Below are 15,824 nucleotides of genomic sequence, written 5' to 3' on the forward strand. Positions count from 1 at the left end.
CTCGCTATGCGTCTCTTGCTCGTGCTGGTGAACTACAACGGCAGCGGTCTCACGATCGACTGTCTGCGGTCGCTTGCCCCGGAACTGGCGAAGCTGCCCGGCGTGCGGGTCGCTGTGTGCGACAACGGCTCGGAGGCCGGCGAGGTCGAGCGATTGGCGGACGCCGTCGTTGAACTGGGTCTTTCGGACCGCGTCGACCTCCGCGCGGTGCGATGCAACCAAGGCTTCACTGGCGGCAACAACGTCTTGATCCGCGAGGCGCTCGCGTCGTCGACGCCGCCGGACGCTGTTATGCTGCTCAACAACGACACCCTGGTCTGCCCCGGTGCGATCGTCGAGTTAGTCCGATTTCTCGAATCCCATCCCGATGTAGGGCTTTGCGGCAGCCGGCTTGAACACCCCGACGGCGAGTCGCAGCGGGCCGCTCGGCGATTCATCACGGCGGCAAGCGAGTTCGAAGCCTACGCTCGGATCGGAGTCATTTCGCGGTTGCTTTCGAGTTGGCTGGTCGCGCCTCCCGAGTCGGGTTCGTCGATTCCGTCCCGGTGTGGATGGATTCCGGGCGCCGCACTGGTTGTTCGGACCGAGGTGCTCCGCACGGTGGGTCTGCTCGACGAGGGGCTCTACACGTACTTCGACGACGTCGATTACTGCTTTCGGGCGAGGCGGGCCGGCTGGCCGACTTGGTACGTGCCGACCAGCCGGATCGTGCACTTGGTGGGGAAAACGACCCACATCACCGAGGCCCAAACCCGGCCGCGGCGGCGCCCTGCCTACTGGTTTGCGGCCCGCCGCCGGTACTTTTTGACAAACTTCAGCGCCCCCTACGCGGCCATGGCCGACCTTGCCGCGATAGCCGGTCTCGTGCTGCACAAGACGCGGGTGTTCGTCCAAAGACGCCCCGACCCCGACCCGCCGATGCTGCTGCGTGACCTGGCCCGGCACAGCGTGCTGGTGACCGGTTTCCGCCGCCGGCCGGTCGATAACCCCCTCACTGGAGCCCCGGTCGTCTCTTCGGCCGAGCAAGTTACGGTCTGTTAGACTGATGAATCTTGACGCCTCCCTCACCGCCTCTGCCCCCCCGCCGTTCTGACCTCGATGCTTAACCCTAGCGAAGTCCCCGTCTTCTTGCTGTGCGGAGGTTTCGGTACGCGCTTTCGTGAGCAGACGGAGTTCCGTCCGAAGCCAATGATCGAGATCGGCAACCGGCCGATCGTCTGGCACATCATGCAGAGCTACGCGCGGCACGGCTTCAAGAAGTTCATTCTCTGCCTCGGCTACCGGGCCGAGGTTGTCAAAGACTATTTCCTTCACTATGCACAGCGCAACAGCGACTTCACCGTTGGGCTCTGTGACGGAGCGGTGACCACCCACTCGATCGATCACGCCGAGGACTGGACCGTTACGCTCGCCGACACGGGCGAAGGGACCATGACCGGGGGTCGTGTCGCCCGCGCCGCGGAGCGCTATCTGGGCGACGCCGAGCATTTCGCCGTCTCGTATGGTGACGGCGTCACCGACGCCGACCTGACGGCCGAACTTGAGTTCCACCGCGAACACGGACGGATTGGGACGGTGCTCGGCGTCAATCCGCCTTCGCGATTCGGGGAGATTCAACTCGCCGGTGACCGTGTTGAGCGGTTCGAAGAAAAGCCCGAGTTCACAGACACCTGGATCAACGGCGGCTACTTCTTCTTTCGACGCAACTTTCTCGAGTACTTGAAGCAAGACGAGGCATGCGTCCTGGAACGCGAGCCCCTTGTGCAACTCGCCGCCGACGATCAGATGAGCCTTTTCCGGCACCACGGCTTCTGGCAGTGCATGGACACCCAGCGAGACCATGACGGACTCAATAAGATGTGGATGGAAGGCAAGGCGCCATGGGCGAAGTAGCCCCCTCACGATGCGAGCGCACGCTGAGATAACGAACATTCACGAAGAGCCAAACCGAGTCATCAACTAGATTCTCTCCTAAAGACTTCCCTCGAATGAACCTCTTTGTCACCGGCCATCGCGGCTACATCGGCGCCCACCTCGTCGAGCTTCTCAAATCCGCCGGCCACCAGGTTACGGGTTGCGATCTGAATCTATTCGAGGGCTGCGAGTGGGGGCCCATCGTCACGCCGGACATCGAGCTCACTAAAGACGTTCGCGACCTGACCGAGTACGACCTTGAGGGGCACGATGCGGTCTGCCACCTCGCCGCGATCAGCAATGATCCGATGGGTGATCTCGACCCGGAGCTCACCCTCTCCGTGAACCGTGACGCGTCGATCGCGGTTGCGAAGCTCGCCAAGCGGGCAGGCGTTGGACGGTACCTCTTCTCGGGTTCGTGCAGTGTCTATGGCAAAGGCGAGAAGCTTGACCTGGAAGAGACCGACGGACTCAACCCTCTGACGGCTTACGCCCAGAGCAAGATCGAAACGGAGCGTGACGTATCGCCGCTCGCCGACGACGGGTTCAGCCCCGTCTATCTGCGCAACGCCACCGCCTATGGCCACTCGCCAATGCTTCGAATCGACTTGGTGGTCAATAACCTGTTGGGCTCCGCCTTGTCGTACAACGAAATCCGGATCAAGAGTGACGGCTCGCCTTGGCGGCCGCTGATCCACTGCCGGGACATCGCTCGGGCTTTCGTCGCCATGGCGGAGGCGCCTCGCGAGGTGGTCCACAACCAGGCGATCAACATCGGCGGCAATAGCGAGAACTATCAGGTTCGCGACGTTGGCGACATGGTGCAGCGATTGTTGCCCGACGCAACCGTCGCTTACACGGGCGAGGTGGGCGAGGACCCGCGTAATTATCGCGTCAAGTTTGACAAGCTCAATCGGCTTCTGCCCGACTTCCAGCTCGAGTACAACCTCGAGCGAGGGATGGAAGAGCTCCATCGCCAGATGGTCGATAAAGGGTTTAATCGGGCTGATTTTGAGGGTGATCGTTATGTCCGACTACGCACCCTTAGCGGCCGGCTGCAAAAACTTGCGGCCGCCTGAGACCCGACCTAAAGTAAGTGTTTTCCAGGCTTCTACGATTCCAAGCGACGCCATGATCTTCAACAAGACACCGCTCGAAGGGGCGTACCTGCTCGATCTCGAGAAGCGGGGTGACGACCGCGGTTTCTTCGCCCGCGTCTATTGCGAAGGCGAGTTTGCCGAGCACGGCCTGCCGACCCACTACGTGCAGGTCAACAACTCGCTGAGCGCCGACAAGGGGACGCTCCGTGGAATGCATTACCAGCTTGAACCGCACGCCGAAACGAAATTGGTCCGTTGCGTCCGCGGCGCGTTGTGGGATTGCCTGCTCGACCTGCGTCCCGAGTCAGCAACGTTCGGCAAGTGGTATGGCGCCGAGCTGTCGGCAGAGAACCGGCGGATGATGGTCGTCCCAAAGGGCTTCGCCCACGGCTTCATCACCCTGACGGACGACGCCGAAGCGTTCTACCTCGTCGACGAGGCGTACGCTCCGACGCACGAGCGGGGGATTCGTTGGAATGACCCGGCGTTCGGCATCGAATGGCCGATCGAGCCGGTCGTGCTCTCGGACAAGGACGCCAATCAGCGAGACTTTGACCACGAATATCACCTCCAACCCGCCGCCGTCTAGCGAGCCGAACCCGGAAGGACCTTCCGGCGATTTGGAGGACACTATGCGAGTTTTGCTAACCGGCGCCAGTTCCTTCACCGGCTACTGGTTCGCGCGCTCGCTCAGTGAGGCCGGCCACCAAGTGGTGGCGACCTTCACCGCGGACGGGCCAAAAGACTACCATGATCCGCTCCGTGCGCTGCGCGTTCAAGAGGCGATCGGTCACTGCGACCCGCTCTGGGGAGTACGATTTGGAGACGACCGTTACCTGACTGCCTTACGCCAGGATGAGTATGACGTAGTCGCCTGTCACGGCGCATACGTGGCGGACTACCGTAGCCCGGCGTTCGATTTCGCGGCGGCGCTGGCCAGCAACACGCACCGGCTCGCTGATGTCATGGATGCGATCGCCAGCCGCGAAGGAACACGCGTGTTGCTCACTGGCAGCGTGTTTGAAGGAGGCGAAGGCGCCGGCTCGGACGGATTGCCTCACTTCTCCCCCTACGGTCTATCCAAGGCGTTGACCTCGCAGGCGTTCGAGTTTTACTGTCAGAGTCGGAACGTCCCTCTCGGCAAGTTCGTGATCCCGAACCCCTTCGGGCCGTTTGAGGAGGCGCGTTTCACCGCTTACTTGGTCCGGACTTGGCTGGCTGGAGACACGCCGAGCGTCCGTACGCCCGACTACGTCCGCGACAACATCCACGCCGCTGCGCTGGCTCGCGCCTACGTCGGATTCGCCGAATCGTTCGGAGCGGCTTCGTTCGAACGGTACGCACCGAGCGGATACGTTGAGACCCAAGGGAAGTTCGCCCGTCGCTTTGCCGCTGCGATGGCGCCCCGTCTTGGGGTCGAGTGCGCCGTCGAGACCTGCCAGCAAACCGAATTCAGCGAACCTCTGGTGCGGACCAACACCGATGACGCGGCGCGTTTCGGCGCCATCGACGAGTCGCAGGCGTGGGACGAACTCGCGGCCTACTACCTCCGATCGCTTGCGGGCGTCGTTTAGTCCGCCGCGCTCCACTACTCGACGTACTGGCGATTTGATGCCCCCTCACCCCCCAAGCGACCGCGGCGGCGCCAACCAGAATCCCGCTGGCGTGGGCTTCTGGTCCTTGGTGCGTGAGGACCTGCGGACGCATGACGGCAAGTTGCTTGAGCAAGGTTTCTGGGCGCTGGCGGTCCATCGCTTCGGTAATTGGCGGATGGGGGTCCGCCCCAAGTTGTTGCGGGCTCCTTTCTCGATCGCTTACAAGCTCGCGTACCGCTTCGTCGAATGGACCTGCGGCGTGAGCCTGCCCTACACGGTCCGCGTGGGGCGGCGCGTACGCCTCTGGCACCACGGCGGCATGATCTTGCATGCGGACTCAGTCGGCGATGACGTCCAGATCCGTCAAAACACGACGTTTGGCGTCGTCCGGAGTGACCACAACTTCGAGTTACCCACCATCGCGGCTGGCGCCGACATCGGGGCCGGGGCCTGTGTGCTAGGGGCGATCCGCATCGGCGAGCGGGCCGTCATTGGCGCCAACGCGGTGGTGCTGGTTGACGTTCCCGACGACGGCGTCGCGGTGGGCGTTCCGGCAAAGGTCATCAAGGTCCGTCATCGAAATCCTGAATTGTCCGACGCCTCGGCCGTTGAAGAGGCGGGAGTATGACGACGGCCTCAATCGACACCGGCATGAAGCTCGGCGTCGTTGCGATCGGACGCAACGAGGGCGAGCGACTCCGTCGCTGCCTCGAATCGCTCCGGTCACTTAACGCGCCGGTCGTCTATGTCGATTCGGACTCGACAGATGGTAGCCAGGAGATGGCGGGCTCATCCGGCGTGACGGTTCTTACGCTCGATCCGGCGCGACCTTTCAACGCGGCCCGCGCTCGTGGCGAAGGGTTCGAACGGCTCCTAGCGGTCGCCCCGGAAACCGACTACGTGTTCTTTATTGACGGCGACTGCGAGACCGCACCGGGTTGGTGCGGGCAAGCAGTAGCGACACTAGAGAAAGATCCGCGTCTCGCAGCCGTTTGCGGCCGACGCCGGGAGCGATTCCCCCAAGCGTCGGCATTCAACCTTCTCTGTGACTACGAGTGGGACACGGCCGTAGGTGAGTGCGGCTCGGTAGGGGGCGATTCGGTTTGGCGGGTCTCTGCCTATCGAGACGCGGGCGGCTTTGATCCTACAGTGGCTGCCGGCGAGGAGCCTGAGCTCTGTCATCGGGCCCGCGCGGCCGGTTGGTCGCTCCGTCGGATCGACGCCGAGATGACGATTCACGACGCCGACTTGCATCATTTCAGGCCGTGGCTGAGACGCCAATTGCGCACCGGCTACAACGGCGCCGATGTCGAGTCGCGATTTGGCATTCGGGTCTTCGATCGCCTGTTACGGGGGGCCGTCTTCTGGGCGGTGGGCTACCCGGTCGGCGCGGTGGCGGCCGTCGCATTGGCTGCGTTTGCTGGTGGCATAAGCGCCGCCGTCGCCGTTGCTACCACAGCGTTATTAGGGATCGTCCTCCAAACAGGCCGAATCGCCAGCGGGATAACGGGGCGGCCGTGGCGAGACCGATGTCGTCTTGCGGGTCTGATGATGATCGCTAAGCCGCCGATCGCGGCGGGGTGGCTTTGGTGGGCGATCGACCAGTTACGAGGCAAGCGACCCCGACTCATCGAGTACAAGCCCGCCGTTAGGCCGACCGCCAGCCAAGAGGAGCCGCCATGTTACGCGCCGCGGTGATCGGAGCCGGCCACATCGCCAAGCAACACCTCGCCGCCATTGACGCCGCGCCAGGCGTCGAGGCGGTCGGCGTCTGCGATTTGTCGGCGGCGTTGGCCGAACTAACCGCCGAGCGGTTCGGCGTCACGGCTTGGGAAACCGACTTTCGGCGCCTGCTCGCTGACTGCCGTCCCGACGCGGTCCACATTACGACGCCCGCCGCAACGCATCTCGCCATCGCCAAGGAGTGTCTCGAAGCGGGCTCGCATGTCTTCGTTGAGAAGCCAATCGCGACCAGTCTGGAGGACCTCGAACGTCTCGCCGCGGTCGCCGAGTCGAGTGGTCGTTGGCTTGTCGAGGATCACAACTACTTATTCAACGACGACGTCCAGCAACTCCTGAGACTTCATCGAGAGGGCCGTTTCGGCGACGTGCTGCATGTCGAGGTGCAAGTCGACCTGCCCCTGTTCGCGCCCGGGAGCCGATTTGTTGACCGCCACGCCCCGCATCCAGCGATGCGAGAGCCCCTCGGCGCCGTTAGCGACTTCCTCACCCATCTCAGCTACCTCGCGAACGCCTTTGTCGGTCCGATCCGCTCGGCATCGTGCCAATGTCGGCGTGATAGTCCCGTTGCAACGGGGGCGATTTCCGAGTTCAAAGCCCTTGTCGACGCCGCCTTTGGCACCGCCCTGCTCGGCGTTTCGACGGGTGGAGAGATTGACCGTTTCCGAATTCGGGTCGATGGATCACGGCTCAGCGCCGAGGTTAACCTCTTCGAAGTCGGCGCCATCTTGACTCGGACCCGAGGGGGTCCGAAACCACTCATACCGATCCGCAACATGGTCGGCCGTGGCTTCAGCGAGCTACGGAACGCCCGGCGTAGCCTGAGCCGCAAGCTAAGCGGTGGGCCCGGGCCGTACGAGGGGCTCTGGCGTTTGGTCGCTGAGTTCTACGCCCGATGCGACCGTGGCGAAGCTCCTCCCGTTAGCCTCGACGCTATACGCGAGGTCGGCCGCTGGGTCGATGTAATCACGCATGCGGCTTGCGACAACGCCACCGTGAGTGAGCGTCAACCCGAGGCGGTCGGTCCATGAACGTCCTCATCACCGGCGCAAGCGGCTTCCTCGGACGCTCCGTCACCGCAGCTATTGTCGCACGGGGTCACTCCGTTATCGCTCTCGTTCGTGACCCTGAGCGGGCGTCAACGGTTCTGCCTTCGAGCGTTCGGCTCGTGGAGGGCGATCTCCGGGTGCCGCGATCGCTGGCCGGTGCGCTTGACGGGGTCGACGCGGTGATCCACCTCGCGGCTTGTGTCGTTGGAGACGACGACGAACAGCTGGCCAGCTCGGTCGTCGGCGCCGAAAATCTGCTGGCGGCTATGGACGCCGGCGGAGTCCGGCGGCTCATTTACTGCGGAACGCTCTCTGTCTATGACTGGCGACGCGCAAAGTCTCCGCTCGACGAGGAGTCGCCACTGGAATCAGATCTCTATACGCGGGACGGATACGCGATCTCGAAGACTTGGCAAGAGAGGATCGTACGGCGATGGGCCGACGCGAAGGGGACGCAACTAACGGTGCTGCGACCCGGCTTCGTATGGGGCGCCGGCAACGAAGAGACGTCGGGAGTCGGGCAGCCGATTGGGCCGCTCCGGATTGTCTTCGGAGGCGCGCGCCCCTTGCCGCTAACCTATGTCGAAAACTGTGCGGCGGCGTTCGCAGAAGTGCTCGATTCGACTATGACCATCGGACAGACCTACAACGTGATCGACGCCGCGAGGGTGACGGCATGGCGTCACGAAGGTCGGTACTTGCGTAACACCGCCGCGAAGGGATGGCGGATCTACGTCCCCTACCTGGCCGGCTTGACCACGGCGCGCGTCGCAACGTGGTTTAGTCGGGCTCTTTACCGTGGCCGCGGAAAACTACCGGGAATTCTCACGCCTTGCCGGTACCGGGCCCGCTTCCGTCCCCTCCGCTTCAACGCCGACAAACTTCGCGAAGCGATCGGGGCATTCGAAGCCTTCGATTACGACGAGGCGTGGCGGCACTGTCGGCTGGCGCCCGTTGGTGTCGCGACGCCGACTGCCGATACGGTTGTTGGCGAAGGGGTGACGGCGTGACCCGGCCGTTGCGAGTCGCCTACCTAACCGGCATGTTCGGACGCCCCAGCGACACGTTCATTCGCCAAGAGGTGAATGAATTGCGTGGTTTGGGCGTGGAGGTTCATACGTTCTCGGTCCGTCGTCCCGATGCGGGACCATCGCCCGACGCCGATGTTTTCACGCACCGAAGCGCGACGACCTATCTCGTCGAAGCGGGCCCGCTACGATTGCTCGGCTCGGCGATTAAGGCGTTACTCGCTAAGCCGCTCCCCATACTGCGAACCGGACGACTCGCTTTACGGACGCGTGCGCCGGGACTAGGGGGCGTTGCTCGGCAGCTCATTTGTACGGTCGAAGCGATCCGCCTTGCGGAGCAGATTGGAAAGCTTGACATCGACCTGCTGCACAACCATATCGGTGAGAACTCGGCGACCGTTGCAATGCTCGCCGCCGAACTGACGGGGAAGCCTTTCAGCCTGACGATCCACGGTCCGGGCGTTTTCTATTCCGCCGGCTCGTGGGCGCTTGGTGAAAAACTACGGCGGGCGGCGTTCACGGCGTGCATCAGTGACTTCTGCCGCAGCCAGTGCATGGTCTTCGCCCCTCCGGAAGCTTGGGACCGATTGCACGTCGTTCGGTGCGCTGTGGGGGGCGACTACTTGGCGGCCATTGAGGAGTCCCACTCCGACCCGTTGCCGCAAATCCCCACCTTTGTCTGCGTCGGGCGGCTGTGTGCTGAGAAAGCCCAGCGGTTGCTCGTCGAGGCGGCGGGCCGTCTGGTGAATGAGGGCCGATCGCTGCGTATCGTCTTGGTCGGCGACGGCCCCGAGCGCGAGGCGATTAGTGCCGCGATCGAGTCGGCGGGTCTGGAGAAGAGCGTCGAAGTCCGCGGCTGGATGCCCAGCAGGGAAATCGCTGCATTGGTCCGTCAGTCGCTCGCGGTCGTCTCATGCAGCTTTGCGGAGGGATTGCCCATTGTTCTCATGGAAGCTTTCGCAGCTCGTCGCGCCGTCGTCGCCACGCATGTCGGCGCGAACTACGAGCTCGTTGAGAACGAAAAATCCGGCTGGCTGATCCCCCCCGCGAATGTCGACGCCCTGGCGGACGCCCTGCGGGCGGTGCTCGACGCCTCGAGCGAGCAACTCGCTTCCTACGGCGAAGAAGGCGCTCGCCGCGTCACCGAGCGACACCACCCGCGGCGCCAGGCCGAACTTCTCCTAGCTCTCATGCAAGACGCCGCAAGTCGCGGCAGGTGACGATCAGCCCGAGGTCTTCCTCGAAGGGGCACCTTCTTTGGCGTTCACACGCTCGGTAGCGTAGTGGGGCGCGGGCGCCGTGGCGCCGGAATCGCGTGCGGTTCGCACCCACGCCTGTTCTCGCTTCTTGGCGAAGCTTGCGTAGAGCGGCGCCTTCCGCAAGGCATAACCTGGGACCGCGAGCAGCGTCTTACCGGGCAACACCTGGCGGCCGTAGCGCAGCCAACTCGCCCCCAGCCCGACCGTCGCGAAAAGAACGGCCGAGGCAAGAATTGCCAAGGGGACGACCGTGCCCCCAAGCGCGACCAGTGCCGAACTGGCCATTAGCGCCAACGCCATCACGCCAACCAACAGGCTTAGCGGTGGGACACTCAGCTCAAGCAACAAGGCCAGCACGCTGGGTCGTCCACTCCGCAGGAAAGCACTGGCCAGGCGGGGCGCCTCGGAAAGGATCACGGCGAGGTGACCATGCTCCCAACGCGTCCGCTGTGTCGTTACGGCGGCCTCTCTGGCGGGAAGCCGCGACACGACTTGGGCGTCCATCTGGGGCAGGGGAGGGCGCCCCGCGATAGTGAGATCAACCGCAAACCGCATGTCCTCGACGATGTGCCCCTCGGGATGCGGAACCGACTGCAGCACGTCCCAGGGGAACGCCATCCCCGAGCCAGTCAGTAGGCACGGCAACCCGAGCATGCCGAGCCCCCGTGGCCGGACAAAGTTCTTTACCAGGACGGCGAACTCGGAGACCCGCCCGGCGGCAGGGCGATCGGCTTCGCTGGGCGACTCCATTAGGTAGGCCGCCTGCACCGGCCGTTGCTTGGCTTTCGCCAGCCGTGCAATCACGCCGATTGCCCCGGGAGTCGCGACGCAGTCCGCATCAATACACACCACTACATCGGGCGGTGAAGATCGCAGACGCTCAAACGCGTGCCGGAGGGCGTAACCTTTGCCACGCTCGTTCGTGCTGTTCCGCACTAAGACTTCGGCGCCATGTGATTGGGCGACCTCAGCGGTTGCGTCGGAGCAGTTGTCGGCGACCACGATTACCCGGTCGCCTTCCCCGAGCTGGGGGCGAATCGATGCAAGTGTTTGCGGGATCTGGGGCGCCTCGTTGTGGGCTGGCACAACGACGGCGACGCACGGTCGATCGCCCGAAGGGCCTCCCGACTTCACCGATCGATACAGCGCCGCAAGCAAGCACTCAGCGCCGAGTACGTAAGCTGGAGTCGCCACCAGGGCAGCCGAGCCGGTCAGAATCGCGTCGATCGGCGTCATCACGCGGTGTTCGCTTTAGGGGAGGCATGGCGTGACGACCGTCAGCTAACCAGTCCAATGATGGGCGCCTGGGTGTCTCTTAAGTCGGCGACTGCTTCCCAAACGGCGCCGCCCTTGCGGACCCGCTTCGATGTGGTCAGCACCAGCGCGTCAGCCTGCGAGGCGAGCAGTTGAAGGTCGGTGGCGGACCCTATGCCGGGGCCGTTGACCAATACCATCGAGTATCGGTCACAGCATTCCTCGATCAACCTCATCAACGTGCTTGAGGCCATTGCCTCGCGGGGCAGAGCGCGGGAGCCGCAGAGAATGGCGTCGATCCCACGAATGCCGGTCGGTTGAATCAGCTCGGAGAGTTCTTGGCACTCGGCCGCGAGGTACTCTCCCAGCCCATTCATCTCTGACGCCTTTGCGAGGCGGGTCTTGCCAGAGGGCTTCTCGTCGGCGTCGATGGGGGCCCTCCAACTGGCCGCCCATTCTGACGGAACCGTATTGATTAGCAGGACGCGTTCTTCCCGCTCGGCGAGGCACTCGGCGATGCCGCCCATCAGCGGCATCGCCGAGACACGCGGGTCGAGCGAGCTAAAGACGATCGTTGCGCCCCGATTAGTCCGCCGGCAGCACTGCTGGATCCGCAGCGTAAAGTGGCGGAGCTCTTCGATCGTCGCCGGCCGCAAGTCGTTGAGGCCGGTGTGGCTGTTGCGAATGCGCTGCGAACCGGTGACCAAATGCTCGGAAACGAGCGGAAGGCCCACCGATTGGGCAAACTGCTCGTCGGCGGTGGGACACTGATTCAGCCACTCGGCGAAGACAATCGGCGCGCAGAGCCCCATCGTGCAGAGGGCGAACGCCAACGCCCCGATCTTCAGGTTGTTCGATGAAACGGCGGTCGTCTGGGGCCCCGCCGGAACCGAGATGGTCCACTCGTTGATCCGACACTTTTCGAGTTGGCGCATGTTGGCTTGCTGCAGCGCGACGGCCTGCTCGTGGGCTTCGGCGTCGTGGAGCGCCGCCTCGGATTCTTCGAGTCGGGACGCGTCGAAGTCGGCGAATGGCGCACCGCTGCCTTGCGACTCCTGTTGCAAAGCGCCCAGGCGATCCTCCAGCACGTCGATCTGGTTTGCGCTCGGATAGAGTCGCAGCTGTAGCGTCTCCTGCATCCGTTCGATGCTGCTTAGCTTCTCCTGGATGGCTTCGCCTTGCTCCCGGTAGGAGGCGAGTGTCACGTCGTGAGCGGCCGTCGTGCCGTCAACCGTACTCCGACCTAGGGTCGCGACGCTCTTGCTGAGGAGGGCCGTCAGCTCGGCGTGCCAGTCTTTCAGTCCCCCATCGCCGACCCGGCCCATGTTGTCGAGGTCGTTGATCGACTGGTCGATGTCACGGTAGGATTCGGAGCCTTCGGCGTACATATCGCGTGCGGACTCAAGGCTCTGATAGGTGTCGTCGAGGAGTTTCGCCGCCGTCTGTTGCTCGAGCGAGACAAGCGACTTGCGGACCTCTTCGCCTTTCTCGTCGAGGGCGGCCAACTGCTGCTCAATGCTAGATCGCTGCGCCTTCTCTTCATCGACTTCGTAGCGAGTCTTGGAGGCCGTCTCCATCAAGCCGACATAGAAGTCCTCCGTGTAGCCACCCGACTCGAATATCTTCTCGTGATGCTGACGGCGGAGAGACTCGAATCGCGTCCGGGCCAAATCGACATTGCTCTTCGCTTCGAGCAGCGCCAGTTCGACGTGTTGAAGGTGTTCCCGAAGCGTCGCCCGGCGTTCGGAGGCGATGTACTCAATAAACTCACTTAACAGGTCGTTCAGCATGCCGGAAGCAGCCTCCGGGTCCGACCACGACAGCTCGACATTGATGAGGCTCGAATTCCGCGTCAGCTCGACGAGAAGCAGTTCTGAGAACGTTGTCGCTGGCATCTCGATGCCGCGCTTGTCGAGGACCTTCTGAACAACGTTGACGGAGGTCAATAGCTCGGAGCAAGTCTTGGGAGCAAGCGGCTCAAAAATCGTCGGCCCCGGAACGCCTGGCAAACCACGATAGATGACCGACGCACGGGCCTTCGAACTGACCTCTCCGAATCGCTCGGAGGCTTGGTAGGCGACAAATCCACTAAGTGCGAGCACCGGTGCGAGAAGCCACCAGTACTTCCGACAGACGGCAGGCAGAAGTTGGCCGCCCCCCTTCTGCGATGTTTCCGGAGCCCGGTAAACCATCGGGTCGCTAGGCAGACTTGTGTAGCCATTCACCACAGCCGAATTCGCCGGCGATGGATCGACGTAACCAATTCGGCTCACGGAAGCATCCTCGACGGCGGATCGTCCTGGGCAGGACGGAGCCAGGGGGGCGGAGTGGCGGTCTCACACTAAGACGGGACGCTACGAGTCTAATTGCGCGAAGCGACGTCGGCAACGATCGCGAGTACCCCGCACCGGCTAGAATCTGCATCCGATGTCGAGCAATCCCTTATCAGATTGATAAAGAAGCCGTCGGCAGAGAAACGACGCAGCGTGGGAGCTGTCGCAACGGGCGATCCCACACGCCGCCGCTAGGCGCGACGGTTTCGACTGATTCAAGCCAGTCGAACAGCTAAACGCCGTTCTCATCATCTTCTAGGTGCGCCGTCGTTCGCGTCTGCGCAGCCAACTTCTGCGATTGCCTACGTAAATCACTTGCAATCGTTACGACTTGCGGGGAAACTCCTTGCGGAACTTGAGCAGCGCAAGGCAAAGCGTAAGAACGACACCATGACAGTTGAGGAACGTAATGCATCGCGAAAACCTGGGGAGTTCGCGTGACGTTTCGCCGGTTGACTTGGGCCTTCTGACTGCGACAAGGCGAGAAGCGGTGGGCTCAATCCGGCGTTTGGCGGCGGAAGACGCCCGGCTGGGTCTTGAGCGTGAGCGCCGCAGGGTCCTGTTCGTCTCGGCGCCGAGTCAATCGCCACGTCTGCGATACGCAAATTATTTCTACCACGCGACGTCGCCAACTCAGAACGCGTCGCCCGTCATCGGGGGACGTGAGTTTGGCGATTCATCGACCGTGCTCCGTTCGCTCTTGTTTCCGGGGATGCTGCCCGACGGCGACGCGATAGCGCTCGAGACGCCGGCTCAGAGAGTCGCTCTAGCAGACTCGGTTTGGTACGAGTTTGCTAAGCGTGCGATGGACTTCCTGCTCAGTCTCGCTTTGATCGTTCTGATATCGCCGGTCTTGTTGGCCGCTGCCTTGGCGATCAAGTTGACGAGCCGCGGTCCTGCTATCTACGCGCACAAACGCGTCGGAAAGGACGGTGAGCAGTTCACCTGTTTGAAGTTCCGCACCATGGTCGTCGATGCCGAAGACCGGAAGGCGGAGATCGCCCACTTGAACGTCCACAGCGACTCGAGGACTTTCAAGATTCCCAATGATCCCCGGGTAACGCGAATCGGGTTCTGGATGCGGCGGCTAAGCATCGATGAGTTGCCGCAACTGTTCAATGTCTTAGTAGGCGACATGAGCCTGGTGGGGCCGCGACCACCGTTACCGAGTGAGGTCCGGCTGTATTCGCGTCACGACTGGTTGCGTATGCAAGTGAAGCCTGGCATCACGTGCATCTGGCAGGTGTCTGGCCGTAGTCGGCTCGCGTTCCCTGAGCAGGTAGAGCTCGACATCGAGTACATTGAAACGCGTAGTCTCTTGCTTGATCTGAAGTTGCTGGTGAAGACCGTTCCCGCGGTGCTTGGATTGGACGGGGCGTACTAGTGATCGCAGTCGCCTCCACCAAGCCGATCCCCGTGCAGCGGACCGTCCTGTTCAACACCAGGATCGACTGCGTGACGCTCGACCAAGCGGTCGATCAGATCTTCGATTGGATCGGGGAGTACCGTCGAGCCGACGAAATGGAACTCCCGGCAAACCGCTACGTCTTGACGCCCAATGTGGATCATGTCGTCCGTCTACAGCCCAATCGCAAGCGGAATCGGTCCGAGTTCAGCCGAGCCTACGATGGCGCCTCGTTGGTCGTTGCCGATGGCTGGCCGATCGTTGCGGCGTCGAGACTGTTTGGACCCTCGCTGCCAGAACGTGTCGCCGGGTCGGACCTGACGCCGGCTCTGCTCAGCGAGGCGGCCGATCGAGGCGGTCTTCGTCTCTTTCTGCTTGGCGGAATGCCGGGGGTCCCCGAACTTGCCGCTCGGCGGATAGCCGAGCAATGGCCGCAGGTGGAGGTGGTGGGAATCGAAAGCCCGCGACATGGTTTTGAGCAAGACGAGCAAGAAAACGATCGGCTTTGCCGAGTGATTTCTGCTGCTCGACCAGACTTATTGATCGTCGGGCTGGGGTCGCCAAAGCAAGAGCTTTGGCTTCACCGATACTACGACCGACTCGATGCAGCGGTCGCCATCGGAGCCGGCGCCACGATTGACTTCCTCGCCGGCGCCCAGATTCGCGCCCCGAAATGGGTCCAGCGAATCGGAATGGAATGGGCGCACCGAGCGTTGAGTGATCCGAAGCGGCTCGGGGCGAGGTACGCCCGGGGGCTGTTTAAGTTTCCGCTATTGTGTGCCGCTGAACTATTGAACTGCCGGCGCAGATCGATTGTCCGAGTGGACGGTACGGACCAGGACGTCGGTGAAAGGCTTCGGCCTCTCCGGGGCAAGGCGTAGTTCCGAAGCGACTGGCCGTCGGACGCCGCGGAGAAAGGGTACGAGCAGCGCGCCTTTCTAGGCGAGGGCGAGACGCTGGGGAACAGTTCAACCCACGACCCGGCGGCGCGTCTCACCAATGCCATCGACCGGCAGCGACAAAGAAATTGCAAGGATTCAACTAGTGACTCGGGCCGACCCGGTCATCATACTCGCGTCAACGAAGTTGGCCTCTCTGCCCACCTCGCTGACGCAGACGACTTGATAGAGACACGGAAGGATCGATC

The 15,824-nt window shown here is 62.8% G+C and carries 14 protein-coding genes; 12 read left to right on the top strand and 2 right to left on the bottom strand.

What is annotated here, in order from left to right:
* Positions 1-6 precede the first annotated feature (6 nt).
* The 10 genes from Pla108_RS08555 to Pla108_RS08600 all read left to right on the top strand — a co-directional run bounded on the left by Pla108_RS08555 (position 7) and on the right by Pla108_RS08600 (position 9,646).
* Positions 7-1,041, top strand: coding sequence for a glycosyltransferase family 2 protein (locus tag Pla108_RS08555; RefSeq protein ID WP_146444528.1), 1,035 nt, complete (start codon positions 7-9; stop codon positions 1,039-1,041).
* A 57-nt stretch (positions 1,042-1,098) separates the two neighbouring features.
* On the top strand, positions 1,099-1,893 hold the full coding sequence (gene rfbF, locus Pla108_RS08560; protein WP_146444529.1) for a glucose-1-phosphate cytidylyltransferase: 795 nt from the start codon (positions 1,099-1,101) through the stop codon (positions 1,891-1,893).
* A gap of 95 nt (positions 1,894-1,988) precedes the next feature.
* The gene (locus tag Pla108_RS08565) at positions 1,989-2,993 is read left to right on the top strand and encodes an NAD-dependent epimerase/dehydratase family protein (protein WP_146444530.1); all 1,005 of its coding nucleotides are present in this window, start codon (positions 1,989-1,991) and stop codon (positions 2,991-2,993) included.
* A 52-nt stretch (positions 2,994-3,045) separates the two neighbouring features.
* Positions 3,046-3,603 carry a dTDP-4-dehydrorhamnose 3,5-epimerase gene (gene rfbC / locus Pla108_RS08570; RefSeq protein WP_146444531.1) on the top strand — a complete coding sequence of 186 codons (558 nt, stop codon included), beginning with the start codon at positions 3,046-3,048 and terminating at the stop codon, positions 3,601-3,603.
* A gap of 43 nt (positions 3,604-3,646) precedes the next feature.
* The gene (locus Pla108_RS08575) at positions 3,647-4,588 is read left to right on the top strand and encodes an NAD-dependent epimerase/dehydratase family protein (protein ID WP_146444532.1); all 942 of its coding nucleotides are present in this window, start codon (positions 3,647-3,649) and stop codon (positions 4,586-4,588) included.
* A 37-nt stretch (positions 4,589-4,625) separates the two neighbouring features.
* Complete coding sequence (locus tag Pla108_RS21520; RefSeq protein ID WP_146444533.1) at positions 4,626-5,237, top strand: serine O-acetyltransferase; 612 nt, start codon at positions 4,626-4,628, stop codon at positions 5,235-5,237.
* Positions 5,234-6,307 (top strand): glycosyltransferase family 2 protein, encoded by a 1,074-nt coding sequence (locus Pla108_RS08585; RefSeq protein ID WP_146444534.1) that lies wholly within the window; start codon positions 5,234-5,236, stop codon positions 6,305-6,307. Before Pla108_RS21520 ends, Pla108_RS08585 begins: the two co-directional genes overlap by 4 nt.
* Complete coding sequence (locus tag Pla108_RS08590; RefSeq protein ID WP_146444535.1) at positions 6,289-7,380, top strand: Gfo/Idh/MocA family protein; 1,092 nt, start codon at positions 6,289-6,291, stop codon at positions 7,378-7,380. Before Pla108_RS08585 ends, Pla108_RS08590 begins: the two co-directional genes overlap by 19 nt.
* Positions 7,377-8,408, top strand: coding sequence for an NAD-dependent epimerase/dehydratase family protein (locus Pla108_RS08595; RefSeq protein WP_146444536.1), 1,032 nt, complete (start codon positions 7,377-7,379; stop codon positions 8,406-8,408). The genes Pla108_RS08590 and Pla108_RS08595 overlap by 4 nt, the downstream gene beginning before the upstream one ends.
* Positions 8,405-9,646 (top strand): glycosyltransferase, encoded by a 1,242-nt coding sequence (locus Pla108_RS08600; protein ID WP_146444537.1) that lies wholly within the window; start codon positions 8,405-8,407, stop codon positions 9,644-9,646. Before Pla108_RS08595 ends, Pla108_RS08600 begins: the two co-directional genes overlap by 4 nt.
* Positions 9,647-9,649: 3 nt before the next feature.
* Here the strand turns inward: Pla108_RS08600 and Pla108_RS08605 are convergent, their stop codons facing one another.
* Together Pla108_RS08605 and Pla108_RS08610 are read right to left on the bottom strand one after the other, a co-directional pair.
* Entirely contained in the window at positions 9,650-10,921 is a 1,272-nt protein-coding gene (locus Pla108_RS08605; RefSeq protein WP_197526397.1) for a glycosyltransferase family 2 protein, read from the bottom strand.
* Between the two features lie 41 nt (positions 10,922-10,962).
* On the bottom strand, positions 10,963-13,212 hold the full coding sequence (locus Pla108_RS08610) for a hypothetical protein (RefSeq protein WP_146444539.1): 2,250 nt from the start codon (positions 13,210-13,212) through the stop codon (positions 10,963-10,965).
* Between the two features lie 469 nt (positions 13,213-13,681).
* Here Pla108_RS08610 and Pla108_RS08615 point away from each other — a divergent pair, with 469 nt between their 5' ends.
* Positions 13,682-14,656, top strand: coding sequence for a sugar transferase (locus tag Pla108_RS08615; RefSeq protein ID WP_146444540.1), 975 nt, complete (start codon positions 13,682-13,684; stop codon positions 14,654-14,656).
* A complete protein-coding gene (locus tag Pla108_RS08620; protein ID WP_197526398.1) occupies positions 14,656-15,558 on the top strand; it encodes a WecB/TagA/CpsF family glycosyltransferase in 903 nt (300 codons plus the stop codon). Before Pla108_RS08615 ends, Pla108_RS08620 begins: the two co-directional genes overlap by 1 nt.
* The last annotated feature ends 266 nt before the right edge of the window (positions 15,559-15,824 follow it).

Source organism: Botrimarina colliarenosi (genome assembly GCF_007859955.1).
GTDB classification, from domain to species: domain Bacteria; phylum Planctomycetota; class Planctomycetia; order Pirellulales; family Lacipirellulaceae; genus Botrimarina; species Botrimarina colliarenosi.

What these genes read in the sequence shown, in the direction of transcription:
- Pla108_RS08555 (WP_146444528.1), top strand. Translation starts at nt 7, where the DNA reads ATGCGTCTCTTGCTCGTGCTGGTGAACTACAACGGCAGCGGTCTCACG.
- rfbF (WP_146444529.1), top strand. Translation starts at nt 1,099, where the DNA reads ATGCTTAACCCTAGCGAAGTCCCCGTCTTCTTGCTGTGCGGAGGTTTC.
- Pla108_RS08565 (WP_146444530.1), top strand. Translation starts at nt 1,989, where the DNA reads ATGAACCTCTTTGTCACCGGCCATCGCGGCTACATCGGCGCCCACCTC.
- rfbC (WP_146444531.1), top strand. Translation starts at nt 3,046, where the DNA reads ATGATCTTCAACAAGACACCGCTCGAAGGGGCGTACCTGCTCGATCTC.
- Pla108_RS08575 (WP_146444532.1), top strand. Translation starts at nt 3,647, where the DNA reads ATGCGAGTTTTGCTAACCGGCGCCAGTTCCTTCACCGGCTACTGGTTC.
- Pla108_RS21520 (WP_146444533.1), top strand. Translation starts at nt 4,626, where the DNA reads ATGCCCCCTCACCCCCCAAGCGACCGCGGCGGCGCCAACCAGAATCCC.
- Pla108_RS08585 (WP_146444534.1), top strand. Translation starts at nt 5,234, where the DNA reads ATGACGACGGCCTCAATCGACACCGGCATGAAGCTCGGCGTCGTTGCG.
- Pla108_RS08590 (WP_146444535.1), top strand. Translation starts at nt 6,289, where the DNA reads ATGTTACGCGCCGCGGTGATCGGAGCCGGCCACATCGCCAAGCAACAC.
- Pla108_RS08595 (WP_146444536.1), top strand. Translation starts at nt 7,377, where the DNA reads ATGAACGTCCTCATCACCGGCGCAAGCGGCTTCCTCGGACGCTCCGTC.
- Pla108_RS08605 (WP_197526397.1), bottom strand. Translation starts at nt 10,921, where the DNA reads ATGACGCCGATCGACGCGATTCTGACCGGCTCGGCTGCCCTGGTGGCG.
- Pla108_RS08615 (WP_146444540.1), top strand. Translation starts at nt 13,682, where the DNA reads ATGCATCGCGAAAACCTGGGGAGTTCGCGTGACGTTTCGCCGGTTGAC.